This is a genomic window from uncultured Aquimarina sp. (assembly GCF_947492115.1).
In the GTDB taxonomy this organism is placed as follows: Bacteria; Bacteroidota; Bacteroidia; order Flavobacteriales; family Flavobacteriaceae; genus Aquimarina.
The window spans coordinates 227,546-245,927 of the sequence record NZ_CANLMM010000004.1 but is presented as its reverse complement, the minus strand read 5'-3'; the positions used below and the strand labels follow the sequence as shown (position 1 = coordinate 245,927).

The 18,382-nt window shown below is 32.0% G+C and carries 18 protein-coding genes; 2 read left to right on the top strand and 16 right to left on the bottom strand.

Annotated features, from left to right (window positions below):
- Positions 1-473: 473 nt before the first annotated feature.
- Both Q1A73_RS14270 and Q1A73_RS14265 read right to left on the bottom strand, forming a co-directional pair.
- Complete coding sequence (locus Q1A73_RS14270; protein ID WP_299606849.1) at positions 474-1,376, bottom strand: family 16 glycosylhydrolase; 903 nt, start codon at positions 1,374-1,376, stop codon at positions 474-476.
- 368 nt (positions 1,377-1,744) lie between these two features.
- Complete coding sequence (locus tag Q1A73_RS14265; RefSeq protein WP_299606847.1) at positions 1,745-2,497, bottom strand: DUF5995 family protein; 753 nt, start codon at positions 2,495-2,497, stop codon at positions 1,745-1,747.
- A 112-nt stretch (positions 2,498-2,609) separates the two neighbouring features.
- Between Q1A73_RS14265 and Q1A73_RS14260 the strand changes: the two genes are divergently transcribed.
- Positions 2,610-3,692 carry an acyloxyacyl hydrolase gene (locus Q1A73_RS14260; protein ID WP_299606845.1) on the top strand — a complete coding sequence of 361 codons (1,083 nt, stop codon included), beginning with the start codon at positions 2,610-2,612 and terminating at the stop codon, positions 3,690-3,692.
- 6 nt (positions 3,693-3,698) lie between these two features.
- On the opposite strand, the gene Q1A73_RS14255 is transcribed toward Q1A73_RS14260, so the two are convergent.
- Genes Q1A73_RS14255 through Q1A73_RS14245 form a run of 3 tightly spaced genes read right to left on the bottom strand, consistent with a single transcriptional unit; the run spans position 3,699 to position 5,629 of the window.
- Positions 3,699-4,313, bottom strand: coding sequence for a hypothetical protein (locus Q1A73_RS14255; protein WP_299606843.1), 615 nt, complete (start codon positions 4,311-4,313; stop codon positions 3,699-3,701).
- Positions 4,303-4,797 carry an RNA polymerase sigma factor gene (locus tag Q1A73_RS14250; RefSeq protein WP_299606841.1) on the bottom strand — a complete coding sequence of 165 codons (495 nt, stop codon included), beginning with the start codon at positions 4,795-4,797 and terminating at the stop codon, positions 4,303-4,305. Before Q1A73_RS14250 ends, Q1A73_RS14255 begins: the two co-directional genes overlap by 11 nt.
- The gene (locus Q1A73_RS14245) at positions 4,790-5,629 is read right to left on the bottom strand and encodes an alpha/beta hydrolase (protein ID WP_299606839.1); all 840 of its coding nucleotides are present in this window, start codon (positions 5,627-5,629) and stop codon (positions 4,790-4,792) included. Before Q1A73_RS14245 ends, Q1A73_RS14250 begins: the two co-directional genes overlap by 8 nt.
- 579 nt (positions 5,630-6,208) lie before the next feature.
- On the opposite strand from Q1A73_RS14245, the gene Q1A73_RS14240 reads away from it, so the two are divergent.
- A complete protein-coding gene (locus tag Q1A73_RS14240) occupies positions 6,209-7,144 on the top strand; it encodes a hypothetical protein (protein ID WP_299606837.1) in 936 nt (311 codons plus the stop codon).
- A gap of 16 nt (positions 7,145-7,160) precedes the next feature.
- Here the strand turns inward: Q1A73_RS14240 and Q1A73_RS14235 are convergent, their stop codons facing one another.
- The 11 genes from Q1A73_RS14235 to Q1A73_RS14185 form a co-directional block, all read right to left on the bottom strand.
- The gene (locus Q1A73_RS14235; protein WP_299606835.1) at positions 7,161-8,438 is read right to left on the bottom strand and encodes a sigma-70 family RNA polymerase sigma factor; all 1,278 of its coding nucleotides are present in this window, start codon (positions 8,436-8,438) and stop codon (positions 7,161-7,163) included.
- A gap of 13 nt (positions 8,439-8,451) precedes the next feature.
- Entirely contained in the window at positions 8,452-8,796 is a 345-nt protein-coding gene (locus Q1A73_RS14230; RefSeq protein WP_299606833.1) for a YciI family protein, read from the bottom strand.
- A 103-nt stretch (positions 8,797-8,899) separates the two neighbouring features.
- Positions 8,900-9,247, bottom strand: a complete 348-nt coding sequence (locus tag Q1A73_RS14225) for a YciI family protein (RefSeq protein ID WP_299606831.1) — start codon at positions 9,245-9,247, stop codon at positions 8,900-8,902.
- Positions 9,248-9,367: 120 nt separating this feature from the next.
- On the bottom strand, positions 9,368-10,600 hold the full coding sequence (locus Q1A73_RS14220; RefSeq protein ID WP_299606829.1) for a DUF3999 family protein: 1,233 nt from the start codon (positions 10,598-10,600) through the stop codon (positions 9,368-9,370).
- Positions 10,584-12,896, bottom strand: coding sequence for a DUF2339 domain-containing protein (locus Q1A73_RS14215; protein ID WP_299606828.1), 2,313 nt, complete (start codon positions 12,894-12,896; stop codon positions 10,584-10,586). Before Q1A73_RS14215 ends, Q1A73_RS14220 begins: the two co-directional genes overlap by 17 nt.
- Positions 12,897-13,083: 187 nt before the next feature.
- Entirely contained in the window at positions 13,084-13,848 is a 765-nt protein-coding gene (locus Q1A73_RS14210; protein WP_299606826.1) for a hypothetical protein, read from the bottom strand.
- Positions 13,845-14,609: a YARHG domain-containing protein gene (locus tag Q1A73_RS14205; protein WP_299606824.1), complete on the bottom strand. Its 765-nt coding sequence runs from the start codon at positions 14,607-14,609 to the stop codon at positions 13,845-13,847. The genes Q1A73_RS14210 and Q1A73_RS14205 overlap by 4 nt, the downstream gene beginning before the upstream one ends.
- Before the next feature lie 512 nt (positions 14,610-15,121).
- Positions 15,122-15,628, bottom strand: a complete 507-nt coding sequence (locus Q1A73_RS14200; RefSeq protein WP_299606822.1) for a ferritin — start codon at positions 15,626-15,628, stop codon at positions 15,122-15,124.
- A 180-nt stretch (positions 15,629-15,808) separates the two neighbouring features.
- On the bottom strand, positions 15,809-16,315 hold the full coding sequence (locus Q1A73_RS14195; RefSeq protein WP_299606820.1) for a cupin domain-containing protein: 507 nt from the start codon (positions 16,313-16,315) through the stop codon (positions 15,809-15,811).
- A gap of 77 nt (positions 16,316-16,392) precedes the next feature.
- On the bottom strand, positions 16,393-17,586 hold the full coding sequence (gene sucC / locus Q1A73_RS14190) for an ADP-forming succinate--CoA ligase subunit beta (RefSeq protein WP_299606819.1): 1,194 nt from the start codon (positions 17,584-17,586) through the stop codon (positions 16,393-16,395).
- A gap of 143 nt (positions 17,587-17,729) precedes the next feature.
- On the bottom strand, positions 17,730-18,365 hold the full coding sequence (locus tag Q1A73_RS14185; RefSeq protein WP_299606818.1) for an LON peptidase substrate-binding domain-containing protein: 636 nt from the start codon (positions 18,363-18,365) through the stop codon (positions 17,730-17,732).
- Between the last annotated feature and the right edge of the window lie 17 nt (positions 18,366-18,382).

Here is an 18,382-nt window from a genome sequence, read left to right as displayed (position 1 = left end):
TACTTTAAAACCTGTATTCTCTTTCCATTTACAATCCACTCATAAAAAAGCTCTTATATATTGGGTTCTATAGATAGTCCTGAAACAAATTGAATTTTAAAAAAGGGTAAGATACCCCTTTAAAATTAGCTTTTTTCCTCTTTTTACAGATTTTATTAGTTACTACTTTTGATACATATAGTAAGAGTTATATTTTTTTGAATTAGCCAAAATCAAAATATAGCGAAAAGCCTAAAAATGGTATCTATAAAACTCTCTTTTGGATATGGGGCCAGTTAGAATAGAGAGTAAGAAAAAAATGTAATTGTGTACAAATCTAACATCAGTGGAAGTATCCAAAATTTAATAGTATATCTTTTTTAGGCTTTTCTTACATCAGAACCTACTATCTCAAGGACGAATACATAAAAGCTGCCTCAAAATACATCTGAGACAGCTCATGTAAGCATCAAAATATATAGTCTTTACAACTGCTAAATTGTTCTTCTATCCAATCTTACATAATCCACGAACATGTAGGTATTCCAGAAAACATTAATTTGAGAATTATTAAAAATTCCAAATCTTGCATCTGATCCTATATTTAGATTAAGGATAATATTGTGATCTCTAAAATTCTGTAATCTCAGATCATTATCTACACTATTTGTATAATTCGCTTTTAGACTTCCGTCTACATAGATTTTTACCGTAATGTTTCCATTTTTATTAATCCACCGTTGTTCGTAAGTATGCCATCCTTCGCTTACATTATATTCTCTTGTTGCATTGGTTCCAAGTTGGTTCTGACCAACATTGCTACCATAAAACAAATTACTACCAAAATCTGCACGATTACCAAAGGAATACCCTTCCATAATATCTATTTCTCCACGTGTAGGCCAATTGGTTTCATTCACTGTCCAAAATGCAGGCCATACACCATAAGTATCGGCAAACCCTTTATAATTATTACCTTCTCTAGCAATGAGCTTAATACTAGCTCGTAATCGATATTCTTGATTATTTCCTGGATGAAAATCGAAATAAGACTTTACGTGTCCAGACTCATAACGATTACTATTTACTCGATAGGCTTGTAGACGAAGACAACTTCTACCATCTAGGCTTGCAATTTCGGAATTCCAATTCCTATAATGACAGATACTAGAATTATAATCCGTTCGATTATGTGTTCTTTGCCACTTATTTAAATTCCCATTACTATTGAAGTTATCTGTAAACTGTCTTACCCAAGGTCCAGCTTTTCCTTCAATTATATTCTCTGTAGCATCTGTGGTATTTACACCTTCTTCGCTTAACTCATCTTCAGTCTCACAACCAAACGCAAATAATAGTAAGAGCAAAAAGTTTAGAAAGTTGATTTGTGTTCTCATAATATGATATTTAGTTAAAAAGAATGCAACTAAATTAGAAACATAATTACGAATACCTTAACAAAACAAATTAAACAATATTAAATCATCAAATAAATTGTTTGTTTTTTGCCAATATAAAAAAACATTACATTCACTTCATATTAGATTTTATAAGGGATTACAGGAAAATCAGAAACGCAAACGTTTTCGTTGATTATTTGGGTAAAATGGTAATGAAAAATTAAAACTTAAGAAGCTTTTAAGATGATTTGAGGGAAATAATTTTATGATTTGAATATTTATACTTGTATAAAATGATAATTAGCGTTTTGTATTATTATTTTGAAAGATAAATCACACAGATTCTAACGAAAATTTTCGTAATATCAAGCTATCAACTTTTGAATTTTATCTGCTACTGATCCGCTTTCTGCAATTCTCATGATGCCCAAAATCACTCGAACAGTCCAACCTGGATTGGTAATAATAAATGCTTTCTCTTTTATTTTTTGGTCTCTGTAAATAATTCTCTGATCGAAAGTTTCTTCAGAAGTCATTGCTAATTCCTTAGCAAATTCCCATGCACCGTCTCTAGCCAACTCCATACTAAAATCAATTAGAAAATTATCTATATTGCCAAAGAGCTTAAGTATTTTTCTAAACGTTGGCCATATTTCTGATAGGTCTTTTTCAACTTCTATAACTAATGATGATAGGATCTCGTTTATTTTATCAAAATCCCCTTTAAGATCATTAATATTTTTCCCCTTAGAAATTTCGGCAGCAGCGATACCCAAATCCAAATTTATATGCGCATTAATACCGACTAGCAAGTGTTGTATTACAATAGGCCAATAATCTTGGGATACTTCAAAAGCTATTTCCCAGGAATCGGTTACCTCTTCTAACCTCAGATAAGAGAAATAAGCATCAATATATCTTTTGGCAAAGACTACATCTAATAATTCCATTCTCGCTCCATCATCAAAAAAACCAGTTTCAATCCCTTCTTTCACTCTAATAGTAACTCTTCTATACAATGCTGCAAAATACCCTAAAGGGTCATTTTTTGTCTTTGATATTGCTATAATATCATCTAAATTGATGATAACATCTTCGATAGTATGTATTGGTTTCAAGATTTTGCTAGATTACTGTGGTTCTATAGGTACATATACATTTCAATAAATTTAAGAATTCGATTTTAATACCGTGTAATTTTCAGTAAATTTAATAGCTAGTTGACTCACCATGAAAAAGATAATAACAACCATAGTTATTTTATGTATTTATGGTTTTACGAATGCACAGACTAATCCTACTTTTTATGGTTTAAAATCGCATTATGGTTTTATCATTGCTCATTCTCCTGAATTAAAACCAATTTCACAAACCAACCCATATGGAATTCAATTAGAATATAGTTGGTTAAAGACTAGTGACAAAGCATGGAAAACTTGCTTTTGTTATGGCAGATCTGGTTTTTCTTTTGCTTATTTTAATTATAACAATCCTGATATTCTTGGCAGTTCTTACAACCTTATTTATTTTGTAGAACCCTATTTCACCTATAAAGGATCTTTACGTTTTTCGTTAAGAGGGTCGGTTGGAGCTACCTATCTTGATACCATTTTTGATGAAGAAACAAATCCTGACAATGTACTATTTAGTACAAACTTGAGTTTTTTTCTTGCTTTATCACTTAACCTTAATTATCATATTAATAATAAATATGCGATCAACCTATCAGCTAACTATAATCATATTTCTAATGGAGGACAAAAACAACCTAATAAAGGAATGAATTTCCCCACCTTTTCTATTGGAATTGATAGAATTATTAATGACACTCCTTTAAAAAGAAAATCCGAATCATTGCGATCTTATGAAACCTCCTTAGATTACTATATAGGTTCGTTTGCAAGTCTTAGATCTTCCGATAGAGAAGCTGAGGCTTCTAATCATCTTTTAATCGGATTAACTGGCGGAATTCTAAAACCTTTATCAGGCATTAACGGACTCAATGCTGGAGTAGAGCTTTGGTATGACTTTTCTGATCGAGAAATCGCTAAACAAAGAGGAATTGATGATTCTGCTTTTTCTTCTGCCATTACTGCAGGACATCAATTTTCTATTGGTAGCTTTTACTTTTTACAATCTTTTGGTTTTTACTTGACACGTCCAAAAAACATACAAGGCAACTGGCTATATCAGCGATACTCCTTTTGGTACAGTATTGGAAAATCCAAACGTTGGACCTTGGGAGCATCTTTAATCGCCTATGGAAAAGTTGCTGATCACATGGATGGTCGCTTAATTTACATTCTCAATTAACAATATTTATGATGTAGCAGCTCCATCTATCATTTTCTTTTTTAAACCAACGATCTCTGATAATATCCTTATCTCTTTTTTAATGTTTTTTCGGATTGTAATTATCAAAATAACAGCTCCAACTATATATGAACCGTCGATCAAAATCATTTGCCATTTTTCGAAGTACAAACTAAACTCTGGACTAATCATATAAAAACCAATCGTATACAACGCTACGATAACTATCGTTACAGGTCCATGAATTTGTCTCCTAAACTTATAGAACGCTATAGTATCCTCTGTAGCATGTAATGCATGATCTAACATGTTTATTTTTTTGGATTTGGATACACTGATAAATTCAATAATTATTCTTATCAATAGTCCACCTATCATCAAACTTACCCCTATTCTACTAAGCACCTTTTCTACAGGAGCTACAAAATAGAAAAATGCTGTAATCCCTAACAATACAATGGAAAGTACCACAATATTCCCATAATGAAATTTTGTACTCCAAGTCTTCTTTTTTCGAATTATTGATAATACTTCTTCTATACTATTTTCCTTAGCATCATTTTCGATACTATTTTTATCTTTTTGCCATTGATTCTGCAAGGCTTCAAATTCATTCTCCATGTTCTAATATTTTTTTCAATCTTTTTTTAATTCTATGGATCTTTACTCGAACGTTTGTTGGTTGGATTCCCATTATTTCTGATATACTATCATAATCCTGACCATCCAGTACCATCATAATGAGTAAACGATCTATTTCTACTAATTTCCCAATAGCTATATATAAACTCTTGCTTTTGGTTGGATCAATTTCATGAGGCTCTGCAGGAATTGCATGTAACATTTGATCAATTGCCACTTTCTTAGACTTCTTTTCTTTTCGTATATGTTGTAAACAGGTATTTACTGTAATTCGATATATCCAGGTTCTATAGGAAGACTTTCCTCTAAAATCATCTAAAGAGTTCCAAATATTGATACATACTTCTTGCGAAAGATCCTTAGCCAAATCCATATCCCCTTTCATGTACCCTAAACACATTTGCAAAATCATAGGATAAGAATCTTTGTATATATCTTCGAAAAGTTGCTGCTTTTTACTCATTACCTAAAAATGCATTTACCTTTTGATAGAATACTTCTGGCTGATCAAACATAATAAAGTGTTTACTATCTGCTATCATTTCTATTTTTTTATTAGACAAAGTAGCGTATTGCTTGTTGTAGTTCGACTCTGCTACTTCAATTGTTGGGAAAGCTGCCCCAATAATCAATGTTTCAGCAGTTACTTTATCTAGCACCGTTCGTAAATCCAGTTTTAAAAGATCAGTATACCCATATACGTATGTTTTTCGGTCGGCTTTCAGTATCCAATTTAATAAAACATCAACTTTATCTTTTTTATTGGTCATATTCTGGGCCATCATCGTAGCAGTTTGCTTAAACTGATCTTCATTCATGCTTAGCATTTGGTTATTATACGGACTATCATATTGGATTTGATCCACTGAAACGCCTGGCATCATCAATTCTCTCATACAAGGAATAGAATCTACCAGGATTAAACTTTTTATATCATTTGGAATAGCTGCGGCGATATCAATTGCCAAATTACCTCCCATACTATGACCTATAATAATTACATTTTTTAACTGTTTTTTCTCTATGTAATCAACTAACTCTTTCTTAATAGTAAGGTACCAAGGCATCTCGATAGGAGCGTTTCCATCAAATCCTGCGTAAGATATCAAATGATGTTCATGAGTGCCTTTTAGATTGAACACTGTTTCCTCCCAAATAGATCCAGGATTTGTAAAACCTGGTAAATATAGTACAGGTGCTCCTGAACCAGATACTTGCACCGTTATTGCTGGAGCCTGACTAAATGTGATATGAACTAACATACATAGAACTAAAGTGATTTTAAAATTTCTCATGATTTTCTTTTTTAATTTTCTCTTTGATGCAATTCTCTTCTAATTGTTACACCTAGTCCGAAAAAAATATCAGTACTAATAAAAAAAATCTTGAAACCCTCTTAAACAGGTATCTCCTATTAAATCTAATTGTCATAGCTTCTATATAATTCGCTTCTCTATTAGGCTATTTATATACGCAATTATTTTAAGAAAAGGTAGGGTATCTAGATGATCGAGCGTTTAATAATAAAAGAAAGGACTATGAGATTTTTACACACGCACTTTAGATTTAGTTTTAAAATTATGATGAATTTTATTAAAGAATTGCCTTCCTCTTGTGGCTATGCCATAAGAAGATAACATTTCTTATCTCATATAGAAATAAGGGAAAGCAAACAAATTGGAAAAATTGCATAATTATTTAAAAAGCCTATCTAGTATGATAGGCTTTTTTATGCATAAAAGGTAACAAATTGGTATTGTTTTTGATCTTTAAGTAGCATGAGCCCTTCTTTATGTAAAGGGTTATTTGAAATAACAACAAAAAAAATTAACTTTAGTGATCACGGGAAAATCACATAATTGAACGCACTAATCATGAAAAAAATTCTAATCTTACTCATACTATCAGGAATATTTCATTCTGGTATGAATGCTCAAACACCTGTAGAAGGTGGATATATCGAGTTAACAAAAAAAGAATATGATGACTTATTAAACCCTGAAGAGGAAAACGAACTTCACGGTAAATATTACGTAAGAGAATTTAAAGACAAAAAACTAATAGGTATCCATAAAATCGAATATCAAAAAGGAAAGAAACATGGAGAATGGGTTCATTTTTTAATATTTAGAAAAAAAGGAACTTTAGATCTGTCTACTATAGAAAATTATGAGGATAATGTAAGAAATGGATATTATTATAATTCTGATAATGGTTTCACTTTTACAGAAGAAGGATATTACGAAAAAGGCTTAAAAGAAGGTTTATGGAATGTCTCAAAAGGAGGATCTAAAGAGAAGATCAATTATAAAAACGGCAAAAAACATGGAGATTATTGGAGACAGGATGCTTCTGGTGTTATTGTAAAAGGAGAATATAAGAAAGGTAAAAAATTAGATAATTGGACAATTGAAGATCTTGCGGCTAACACGAGAACAGAAGAACAACCACAAGTTTTGTCGCAAGCTCCTGACACTCCTACTGTTTCTGGAGGACTTCAAAAAATTGAAGGAACGATTGAGAAACCTGATGGATCTATAGTACCCATTGCCGTAGTAAAACTACAAATATCAGACTCTTCTTGCGCTTACGCATTTACTGATTACGAAGGAAAGTTTACTATAGAAATAAATACTAGTAAAATTTCGGACAACAGCTATTTTGAAATAGTAATTGACGGATTTCCGAAAAAAGTACTACCCTACTCTGACTTTTCGAATCAAAATACAATTACTCTAGAAAAAGGAAGAAAAAAAATTACCTATGAAGAATATAGAAGTTATTATGAATCTATGAAAGATTGCCAATAATTTTTCATAGAAATATTTAGTTCAACATTTTACCTATTTTGCTCTTTAATAGTTGTTTTTCTGGTGCAGATTGGGTGAGTTTCATTGCATTTTGATAATATTTGACTGCAATATTTGGTTGTATCAACTGTTGATAAATATCTCCCAGAGTTGCATGGTAGAGGTAATATTTTTCCAATAATTTCTGATCTTTAATGGATTTTATGGCATTTAGCGCTTCTTCTGCTCCATACAATTCTAAGATAACCAAGCATCGATTAAGAGAAACAATTGGATCGTTCTTAATCTTTAATAAAAGATCGTAATACTTTAATATTTCTTTCCAGTCCGTAGTTTCATAGCTCTCAGCTATACAATGCTTATAAGCAATTGCTGCTTCTAAATGATAGGTAGATAAAGATTCCCCAAAAGCAGATTTATTTAAATATCGGCTTCCTTGCGCAATTAATTCTTCATTCCATATGGTTCTATCTTGATCAGAAAGTAAAATCAATTCTCCTTGATCACTAAGTCGGCTATCTAATCGTGCTGTATGAAAAAGCATTAATGCCATTAAAGCATAAACTTCGGGTAATTGTGTGAGTTCAGTATCCAGCAAAGACTTACATAACCATAGGGCCTGAGAGATGATATCTTTTCTGATTAATTGATCATGATGCGTAGAATTATACCCTTCATTAAATATTAGATAAATCGTATTTAACACCACTGTGGTTTTAGAGTTAATCTCTTCGGATGAAGGAATCTCAGGACGTATTTGATGTTTCCTAAAATGCTCTTTTGTGCGATATATTCTCTTAGAAATGGTATCTTCTGATGTAAGAAAAGATTTTGCAACTTCTTTAGTACTAAATCCGCAAAGAGATTTTAATATAAACGTGATTTGATTTTCTGGAGAAATATCTGGGTGACAACAAGCATACATCATTGCTAAGAAATCATCTTTTATATATTCCTCTTTCCAAAAATTATCCATCGTACTACTTATAGTATATTCCGAGGTCAATAGCTTTCTTTCTGGATCAGAAAAATCAATAGTTTTACTATGCTTTTTTCTTCTAATAATATCAATAGCCTTATTTCGGGCAGTCCTATATAACCAAGCTTTTGGATTGTCTGGTATTCCTCTAAACTTCCAAGTCTCTAGAGCACTTACCAAGGCATCTTGCACAACATCTTCTGCAATTTCCAAATTCTCTATACCAAAAATCTTTACTAAAACAGCAACCATCTTTCCAGACTCCTGTCTGAAAAGATGGTTTAAAGTATCATGTATGTTTTCTTTCGATTTCAAAAAACAACGAATATTATCCAACTGGAGCTATTTCGCGCACTTCGACACTACAATCATACTCAAAACTTGGACATCCTTTTGCGATTTCTGTAGCTTCGGCAAGGGATTCGGCTTTAATTAATAGATATCCACCTACCAATTCCTTTCCTTCGGCAAATGGGCGATCAGTAAATGCTTTTTTACTACCTGTTAAAGTATTTCCTTCGTTGACTAAAGGTTGCCCACCTACTAATCTTTCTTCTCTAGCAAGTCCAGCCATCCATTTTTGCCAGTGCTCCATATTTTTTTGCATCTCATTAGGTGATGCAGATTGATATCCTTCCTGACCTCCTCTTATAAGCATTAAAAACTCTTTCATCTGTTCTTGTTTTATTTTTCTTCAATTGTCTAATGGAATTCGCTAATGTTGATTTTACTGGGTGTTCCCAAAATGCTATGGCTCATTTCATATCTGATCTCTTTTAAGCTTCGTCTGGCCAAACTTCTCTTACTTCTACCGAGGATTCCCATTGTAACCCAGGACAACCTTTTGCCATTTCGGTTGCTTCTTCCATCGATGCAGCCTTTACTACAATATAACCTCCTATTATTTCTTTGGCTTCCACAAGAAATCTATCAGTTACTTTTGTACCTCCTGGATGAATGGTTTTTACTGCAGGATATAAACGCTCTCCTCCAACATATTTTTCTTGTTCGGAAATTTTTCCGATCCACTCCATCCATTCGCCCATATGGGCATTTTGTTCTTCTTCAGTTTTGGAATCCCAAACTTCATCTCCACCTTTAAAAAGGAACACAAATTGTTTCATAATTTTATTTATTTATGGTTTATATGGTGCTATGACGAAATGATTAGAAGTATTTGGACATTTTTTTCAAAAAAAAAATATATTTTTTTGAAAACTTCCCTGAACCGCTACTAAAATCCTTTACTTCTTTTTCATCATCATTAGTGTGAAACTACCTAATATGAGAATAATTACCAACATAATTCCCCAAAGCCAAGCCTTATTTGTAAAGAGAGGCTCCACCTTCTTTTCAGATATTTTTGGAATACTTTTTTCTTCACCTAAGCCTAAACTTTTTAAATCAATAGGAATTTTTTCGGTCATATACTTGAGATCATAGGATGGTATATTGGAAGATTTATTTCCATAAGTAAGATAGTATGTTGCTGGAGTAGTAAATCTAGCAATTAATTCATGACTTACTCCCAATATCTCGACAGCTTGAATATCCAAAGGTTGATTATCATAATTACTGATTGTAATTCGTAATCGCTGTCCAATCTCACTTCTAAAATCAAATTCGTTTTCTTCTATGGAGTTAATTACTCCAGAAGTTAACTTGCCGTAACGATATCTCCAACCATTTTCAATTTTTGTGCTATCAGAAATATATTCCAGTCTAACAGGTCTGTAGTAGTCAAAAGTATTATTCACTTTTATTTTCACCTTATTTACAGGTACTGGAGTGTCTAGCGCAATATCAATTACCGTTGTTTTATTTTCTTTCTCCTCTTTTATTTCTAAAGACTTATTTCTGTACACATTGTAATCACCCGTCTTTGTTTCTTTAAAATTTATCTGAGCACCGGCAATTTTAGGAAAATCATCTCCTTTAACCAATATCCTATAGTATTGGTATTTTGAATTCGAGAACTTTACAGTGGTAAAACTATAAGAAGTTAATTCATTATTTATTGATAAAACACGATAATCATCTACTATAGTAAACCAAGACTTTAAATCTTGACTTCCTTCAACCGATAATCTTGTATCAAAATTAGTTTGATCAAAATCTAAATGTATCTGGTTAATCATCTGATCTAATGGCACTTTATAAGTAACAAAAGTTCCATTGACAGTTGTAGCCGTATTTAATATTTCAAAATCAACTTTCTTATGAATAGTTTTAGGTTCATTCTTCTTCAAGATATAAGGAGCTTCAATAGTATCTTTTGAAGCGGTAATACCATAAATTCTAATATCAGAAAGGTTCGAAGAAAGATTAGCATACATTTCATCTTGTATCATAACGGAATGCCAATCCTCAGAAACTCCTAACAACTCTCGTTTATAGTTATACTTACCTATCTGCGCATAAAGCTGAACACAGGAGAAAACTAATATACCTAGAACTAAACTAATCTTTAACCTCATCAGTAATTATATGTTTGTATTTATTGTATAAGAAAGAAATGATCAACAACAGAATCCCTAAGGATACAAAGACAATCGTTTTAGAAATCGTATTTAGATGTGCGATATCGTATAAGAATAGTTTAACAAGAGTGATTCCGAATAATATAAATGCCATTACACGCATATGCTTTATTTTCTTCCAGAACCCCATAACTATAAGGAATAAAGAGTATATCCCCCAAAGTATACTTAATCCTAACTTATCAGAAGATGTATATCCAGCTATATCTAACCAATGAATTAGTTCGCTACTCAAAATCCAAATGATCGTGATTTGTAGAACAACATCTATCAAAACTATCAATGACGTATTTAAGAACCGTTGTCTAGCGTATGTATATAAAGCCCACATTAGTATGGCACAGAAAACTAATGAGATATAACGAATTCCTATATTAAACGAACTCGCTTCTCCAGATTCCAGCAATGATGGATCCAGATAAACATCCCTTAGTTCACTAAGCAGGTATAATCCAGAAGTAAGAAACATTAATAGTGCAAACAAGTTAAGCGCAATATTAATGTAACCAAAGATCATGTTTTTAAGCTTTGTGATATTTAGAAATGATATGATAGAAAGAAAAGCTAGCGTATAGTTTATAAGCCAAACTCCCATGAAATCTTGTTTATCGTATGCTAAAGTCTCGTAATAATCTATAATCTCTAGGAAAAATGTCATATACACAACAAATAAAAACATTGCAGAAACCCATAGAGAAATCAACTGATACCAAGTTTTATATTTTAACCATGGAAAAGGATATGAATCATTGCGATGCAGAAAAAGTATGTACCCAAAAGAAGCTGCACACAATAAAGATGTAAGTACAGAAATATTAAAAATAGGTGTAGTTATAATTTCAGTATTATCGTATGAATATTCTGCATAATACCTCCACCAATCTTGTAACAAACTAAAAAAAGTAAGAGCAATAACAGGATATGCTAATTTTTCATAAACCGGCACTTTTTTAGTTCTACCTATCCAGAAAAGCAATACCGCTTCAGTTGCCCATAATAAAGTCACCCAATTTCCATCTAACTGTACAGGAAAAGCGATACTAATGAAAACCAATACTAAACCAGAAACAAAATAAAACAGATTTCGATCTGCTAATTTTAATCTGTAGATCATCACACTCACTACAAAATGTATAAGCGCATTTCCAATCGTAAACAATCCTAATAACTCTTTACCAACCTCATGATCACTCAGTATGGAACAACCTATTCCATAAAAAATAAAGGCGTTAGCCAATTGTAGTAATACATCTGTAGTACCGAATTTTTCTTTTCTATTCAATTTATACAAAAGGAATATGAGATAGAAGATGATAAAAAATACGAATAAGAATGTAAACGCTAATGCGAAATGAATGCTGGTTTCATACTTCACTGCATACCAGCTAAAATATATCAACCAAGTAAGTAAAAAGGAAGAATAATAAAGAGACTTCCAATATTTTTTAAAAGAAAGTATTAAGATTCCAATATTGATAATAGTCACATAACTAAATAGAATGGCAACCCTTCCTGATCCATCACTTAGCAAAAAAGGTACTGCATAGGCACCAACCAAACCAATATGGGCGATTACTTGTCTGTTATATTGTATAGCTGAGAATACTGTAAAAATTGTGAATAATACCATTAGGGCAAACGCAAACAATTGTGGAATAAGATCATATAGACTATAAGCCAAAAACGTTATGAAATACAGTATTGTCATAGCACCACTTACTAAAACAGCACTAAAGTTTTCATACTTTCTTTTGAGTTTCATTCCAATAGCGATCAAAGCTATACCTGTACAATACCCTAATATAATTCGTGTAAGCGGACTGATAAGATCATTCTCTATAGAATATTTGCCTCCTATAGCCACACCTATGATAAGAATAATAACTCCGATCTTACTAATGAGATTTTCTCCCACAAATTTTTCCCAATTTGATTTTTCTTTAGGTTTACTAATCGGATTTAGTACACTTTTAGGTTGTGGTGCTGATAAAGGTGCTGACTTTTTTTCCTTTATACTTTCAGAAATATTTTGAGGTCGACTTTCTAACGGTTGTACTTGACTTAAGTTTTTGCTATCGGATGTAGCTATTTGTTTTGCTCGATCTTCAGCATTTTTAAGATCTAGAATTTCCTGTTTAAGATTCAGTATTTCTCTTCGAAATTCTTCCTGCTTTCTGGACAGTATCGCTAGCTTCTGAAGCAATTCATTTATATACTTTTGATTATCAGCCATTGTTGTTTAGATATAAAATGAGTATTGAATAACAATATTCATTATAGAAATATAGGTAAAAAAAAGAGGAATCATAAAAACATGATCCATCTACTATTCGGTTTTAATCAAAAATATAGTAAAATAGGATCCAATTACTCCCTGAAAAAAGGGAATCTAAAAAAATGGTTTCTAGTGGAATACAAAATCAAAAACCAGTGGTAAACAAATTTCTCGCTCCTCGTATACCACATTTCTGATATTTATGATAGGATTGCGCTGCTCGTTCATCTATTTGCTTACCAGATTCATTGAGAATCCATCCATCGATAGCAGCTTTTAGAGTATATGCTTCGGGAGCCATTAAATGAGTAGTCCACAAAATAGGATTTGCTTTTGCCTTTTTAATCTCAGGAGAAAAATAAGCCTTGCTAAAACAGGCAAGGATGATTACATCTTTTTTGCTAGTACTAGATGAATCTTCATAATCGATTGAAACATCAAAATCCATTAAGCCATCGTGACCTACATATGCTAAAAGATCAGCATTTCCTCCAAAATGTAAGGTACGACTATTCTCTTCTATTTCTAATGGTGATTGGCCGTTTGATGATTTTAGAAAATCTTCTATAGTAGTTTTTATTTTCGCACCATCATAGGCATCCGCTAATAAATAGACATCTTTTGTAGCATGCTTGAATAATAATCTTTCTAAAATATTAGCATCCTTAGCTGTTATTTTTCTAATTAATGTCCAATCCTTGGTTTTTACTTTAAAAAAAGTCTTAACACCATAACCCGCTCCCCAATATAAATTATTTTTAGGGTCCTGTCCATTTCCTATACGTTCTGGAACTGGCACAATACCCTGATTAGCATTATCACACAAAGCTACAAATACATGAATGGTTTTGGTCTGACCATAACATATAACAGACATTAATAAGCATACAATAATACCTGTAATCCTCATTGTTTAATACTTAAAATAAGTGCTACATTACTTTTTTCTATGTCGGTAAGTTTATCAGCTGCGTCTTTATTTGTAGGCATATACCAAGATTTAGACTCAAAATAGTCTTGCCATTTCTTCTTGGTAAACATGTATCCATGAGATGCAAAAATCTCGTTTTTAATAATCGCTAATTCTTCTTCTGTTTTAAAATCAAGCTCTTCTTTTTTAAATATGCGATGCGAAAATATGTAATTCTCTCTTTCAATTGCCTTAATGTCTGTATAAGGCTTTGAAAAGCTACCATCTTTTTTTATAGGTTGAAACTCTAACCACTCTTTGAGACCAACTTGTTTTCCATCTCCGATACAATCCAACTTTTCTCTTGTTTCTTTAAATACTAATAAGTCATCTGATACAAAAACAGAAGTTCTAGCGTCATTGAAAGAACAGTCAGCAACAGCTCTTTCATAAGCAATGGTAGCTATACGCTTTCCTTCTGGAGTAAATGATGTTAAAGATGATTGTTCACAATTGGTTCCTATATTACATTTTAAAACTGTAGATACAATAATATATGATTTTGTATGCACAACCACATTTCCAGTTAAGAGATTACTTGCTCTCTCTGTAGGTTTGAAATCGAAATATTGTAAAGCTAAATCTTGGGGAATATTCTTTTGAGGTTCTGAAAAACTTTCGATCAATTTACTAAACTGACTTTCTTGTCCGTTTATTGATATCGAAAAAAACAAACCTAATAAAACTAAATACTTGATCATGAATATCTTTATTAAATATAGTATTAAGTTCTATAGATTGGGAGCTATACAAATCTAAAAAAGATTACTAAGAACTATTCCTTTAAATTCAATTTTTAACGATTCTTAAAGATTAAAGAAATACGCCTCCTAGAAATAATGAAAAGAACAACTTTCTTTTTAAAATTCATAATACAAAAAAACACGCAAATAGCGTGCTTATTAATACTAATGTGTTTTTGTATTTGTAGCGATTATTGTTCCGTATTACTATCTGTTATAGCTTAGGACACCTTTTACAATTTGTCTTTCCTTTCTTCTTATATTTCTTACAACATTTTTTCTTCTTACCACCACAACTTACTTCACAATTCAATGAGGCACATGGCGAATATAAAGATGGAATTCCTGAACTTTGCACTACTTACTAATTTTTATTGAATCTAAATAAAGTACAAAAATATAAAAAAAAGACTCTTAGGAAAAGAATCTTTAATTTTTGTTTATTAAGTTATTAACAATCAGTAATATTACTACTCTTCTTGCTTATCACCAATTTGAAAAGTATTGATATCTCTATCGAACAAATAATGTCCAGACTTATCTTCTCCTATAATTTTTAATTTATCTAGAAGAGTTCTTGCTATAGCTTCTTCCTCTAATTGTTCTGCCACATACCATTGCATAAAATTATGTACGTTATAGTCCTTATGCTCTAAGCATTGAAAGATAACATTATTAATTTGCGCGGTCACAAACTCTTCACTTTCAAGAAAAATTTCGAATAACTCTCTTAATGATTTAAAATCATCTCTTGGTTTTTCTATAGCGGGAATTACAGCTTGTCCATTTCTCTCATTAATAAACTTTACCAATTTTGTCATATGTACTCGCTCTTCTTCTGATTGCGTATAAAAGAAGTCCGCAATGCCATTATATCCATTTACATCTGCCCAACATGCCATAGACAGATATTGAGCAGAAGCGGTAGCCTCATAACGCACTTGATCATTTAATGATTTCTCTATTTCTGGTATCATATCTTTTATTCTGATATTTTTAAGACTTTAAAACACTTAACTTATGGTTTTCTATAATCATACAAGTATTAAAAGTCTATTTTGTTTTTAAATTAATTATTAAAAGTACATAATTAAAATGCCTTTCAATAGTTTTTATATTCCTTTACCATTAATTTAAGTAAATTGATAGAACAAAGTTTAAGCTCTAGTATACCTGGTAATAGTTTCTTTATGAGCTGGAAATTCTTGTATTAATTTGTTTCTTTCGGCCAATTCAAAATCTTCGAAATCAAATCCTGGCGAAACCGTACAACCCACAAAAGAATAATGATTATTTTCTTTCACACTAGACGCAAACCAACAACCTGCTGGAACTACTAACTGAGGCTTCTCTCCTTCATCAAGATTCATTCCCACAGCATGACATGTATATAATCCGTTAGCATCAATAACATGTACGTATAGAGAACTACCTCCGTAAAAATGCCACATTTCATCTTGTTGTATACGGTGAAAAGCGGAAAAATTCTCTGATGTTAATAAGAAATAAATCCCTGTACAATAGTTACGAGCTCCAGAAAATTTATCTTCTAAAGCATTTTTTGGAATTACTCCATCACTACGATATGTTTCTTTATAAAATCCTCCTTCAGGATGAGGTTTCATATCTAGTTTAGCTACAATATTTCTTATGTCATCATTCATAGGTTTCTGTAAAGTAAAAAGAAGCGATCCAATGCATTGGATCGCTTCTTTTTATTGTAAACTATTTAGTATAATATTTATGCTAATACAGCCTGAACTTTATCAGCTGCTTCTTGGAATAATACAGCACTCTGTACATCCAATCCACTATTATCTATTAATTCTTTTGCGATATCTGCATTGGTTCCTTGTAAACGAACAATAATTGGAACATTGATTCCGTCACCCATATTTTTATAAGCGTCTACTACACCTTGTGCTACTCTATCACAACGAACAATTCCTCCAAAGATATTGATCAATATTGCTTTTACATTAGGATCTTTAAGAATAATTCTAAAAGCTTCTTCTACACGCTTGGCATCTGCTGTACCTCCAACGTCTAAGAAATTAGCAGGTTCTCCACCAGCTTGCTTGATCAAATCCATAGTAGCCATTGCAAGTCCTGCACCATTTACCATACAACCTACATTACCGTCTAGATCCACGTAGTTTAGACCAACTTCGTTAGCTTCTACTTCTATTGGATTCTCTTCGCGGATGTCACGCATGTCTACGTAGTTCTTGTGACGATATAAAGCATTATCATCGATAGTAACTTTTGCGTCTACCGCCATGATTTTATCATCACTCGTCTTTAATACTGGATTAATTTCGAATAATGAAGAATCTGATTTTACATAAGCAGTATACAAAGCCATCACAAATTTTGTCATTTCCTTAAACGCAGCACCACTTAATCCAAGATTAAAAGCTACACGTCTAGCCTGAAATGGCAATAATCCAACAGCAGGATCTATTTCTTCTGTAAATATTAAATGAGGAGTTTTTTCTGCAACAGTTTCGATATCCATTCCACCTTCGGTAGAATACATAATCATATTTCTTCCTGTAGTACGATTTAGTAATACAGACATGTAAAACTCATCTGGTTCACTATCACCTGGATAATACACATCTTCTGCAATCAATACTTGATGTACTTTTTTTCCTTCTGCAGAAGTTTGCGGTGTAATTAAGTTCATTCCGATGATTTGACCTGCTATTTCTTCTACTTCCTGAAGATTTTTAGCAAGTTTTACACCTCCACCTTTTCCTCTACCTCCAGCGTGTACTTGAGCTTTTATTACGTGCCAACCAGTACCTGTTTCAGCAGTTAATTGTTTTGCAGCAGCTACTGCTTCTTTAGCATTTTGTGCAACAATACCACGCTGGATACGCACTCCAAAGCTACTTAATATCTCTTTACCCTGATATTCGTGTAAGTTCATAGTCTTATTTTTTACCTTTTCTATAGGAGTCCCAAAAATAGGAAAAGTGAAGATACTGTGCCAATCTTTTCTAGTAAAAATAGTTATATAGAAACTGGTATTATGTTATCTCGAAAATTCTTCGAAAACGAATTTAGATTTCTTTAAAGTTTAAAATCATCAAAATCCAATGGATCAAAATTCTTAAAATGCCCATTCATTTTAATGACTTCTTTGGCTCTATTCATTTCTCTAACAACAGGAATTGTAACTTTAAGATGCCCTATTAAATAATTAAGGCGTTCAAACTCGCTTCTGAGCTTTAATAAATGATATTCTTGATGTAGCGCCAAACCGACTTTATGAGCTACTTGATAACTTACAAATGGAATATTAAAAATTGGAGGTTTTTCTATGGTAAGTTCTATATATAAGATTGCAATATTCTTTAATAATTCTTCTTGTAACTCTTCTACTCCGTTTTCATTATCCTCCATATACTCTACCTCACCACCAGCATATAACTTACCCGGTAATTGAGGGTAAAAACTTTTAATCCTAAAAACTCTTGTACCAGTACAAACAACATCACTTGCTCCATTCGGGTATCTTTTTTCTACCTTTTGTAATGTTACTTCAGTACCATATTCTAGTTTTTTATCTATAAAAGTGGGTACACCAAAAGAAATTCCATCTTCTTCGCAATCTGCAATCAATTGTTGATATCGTTGTTCGAAGATATGAAGTGGTAAACGCTCTCCTGGATATACGACTAATTGTAAAGGAAAGAGTGCTAGCATTTTTTCTTTTAAAAATA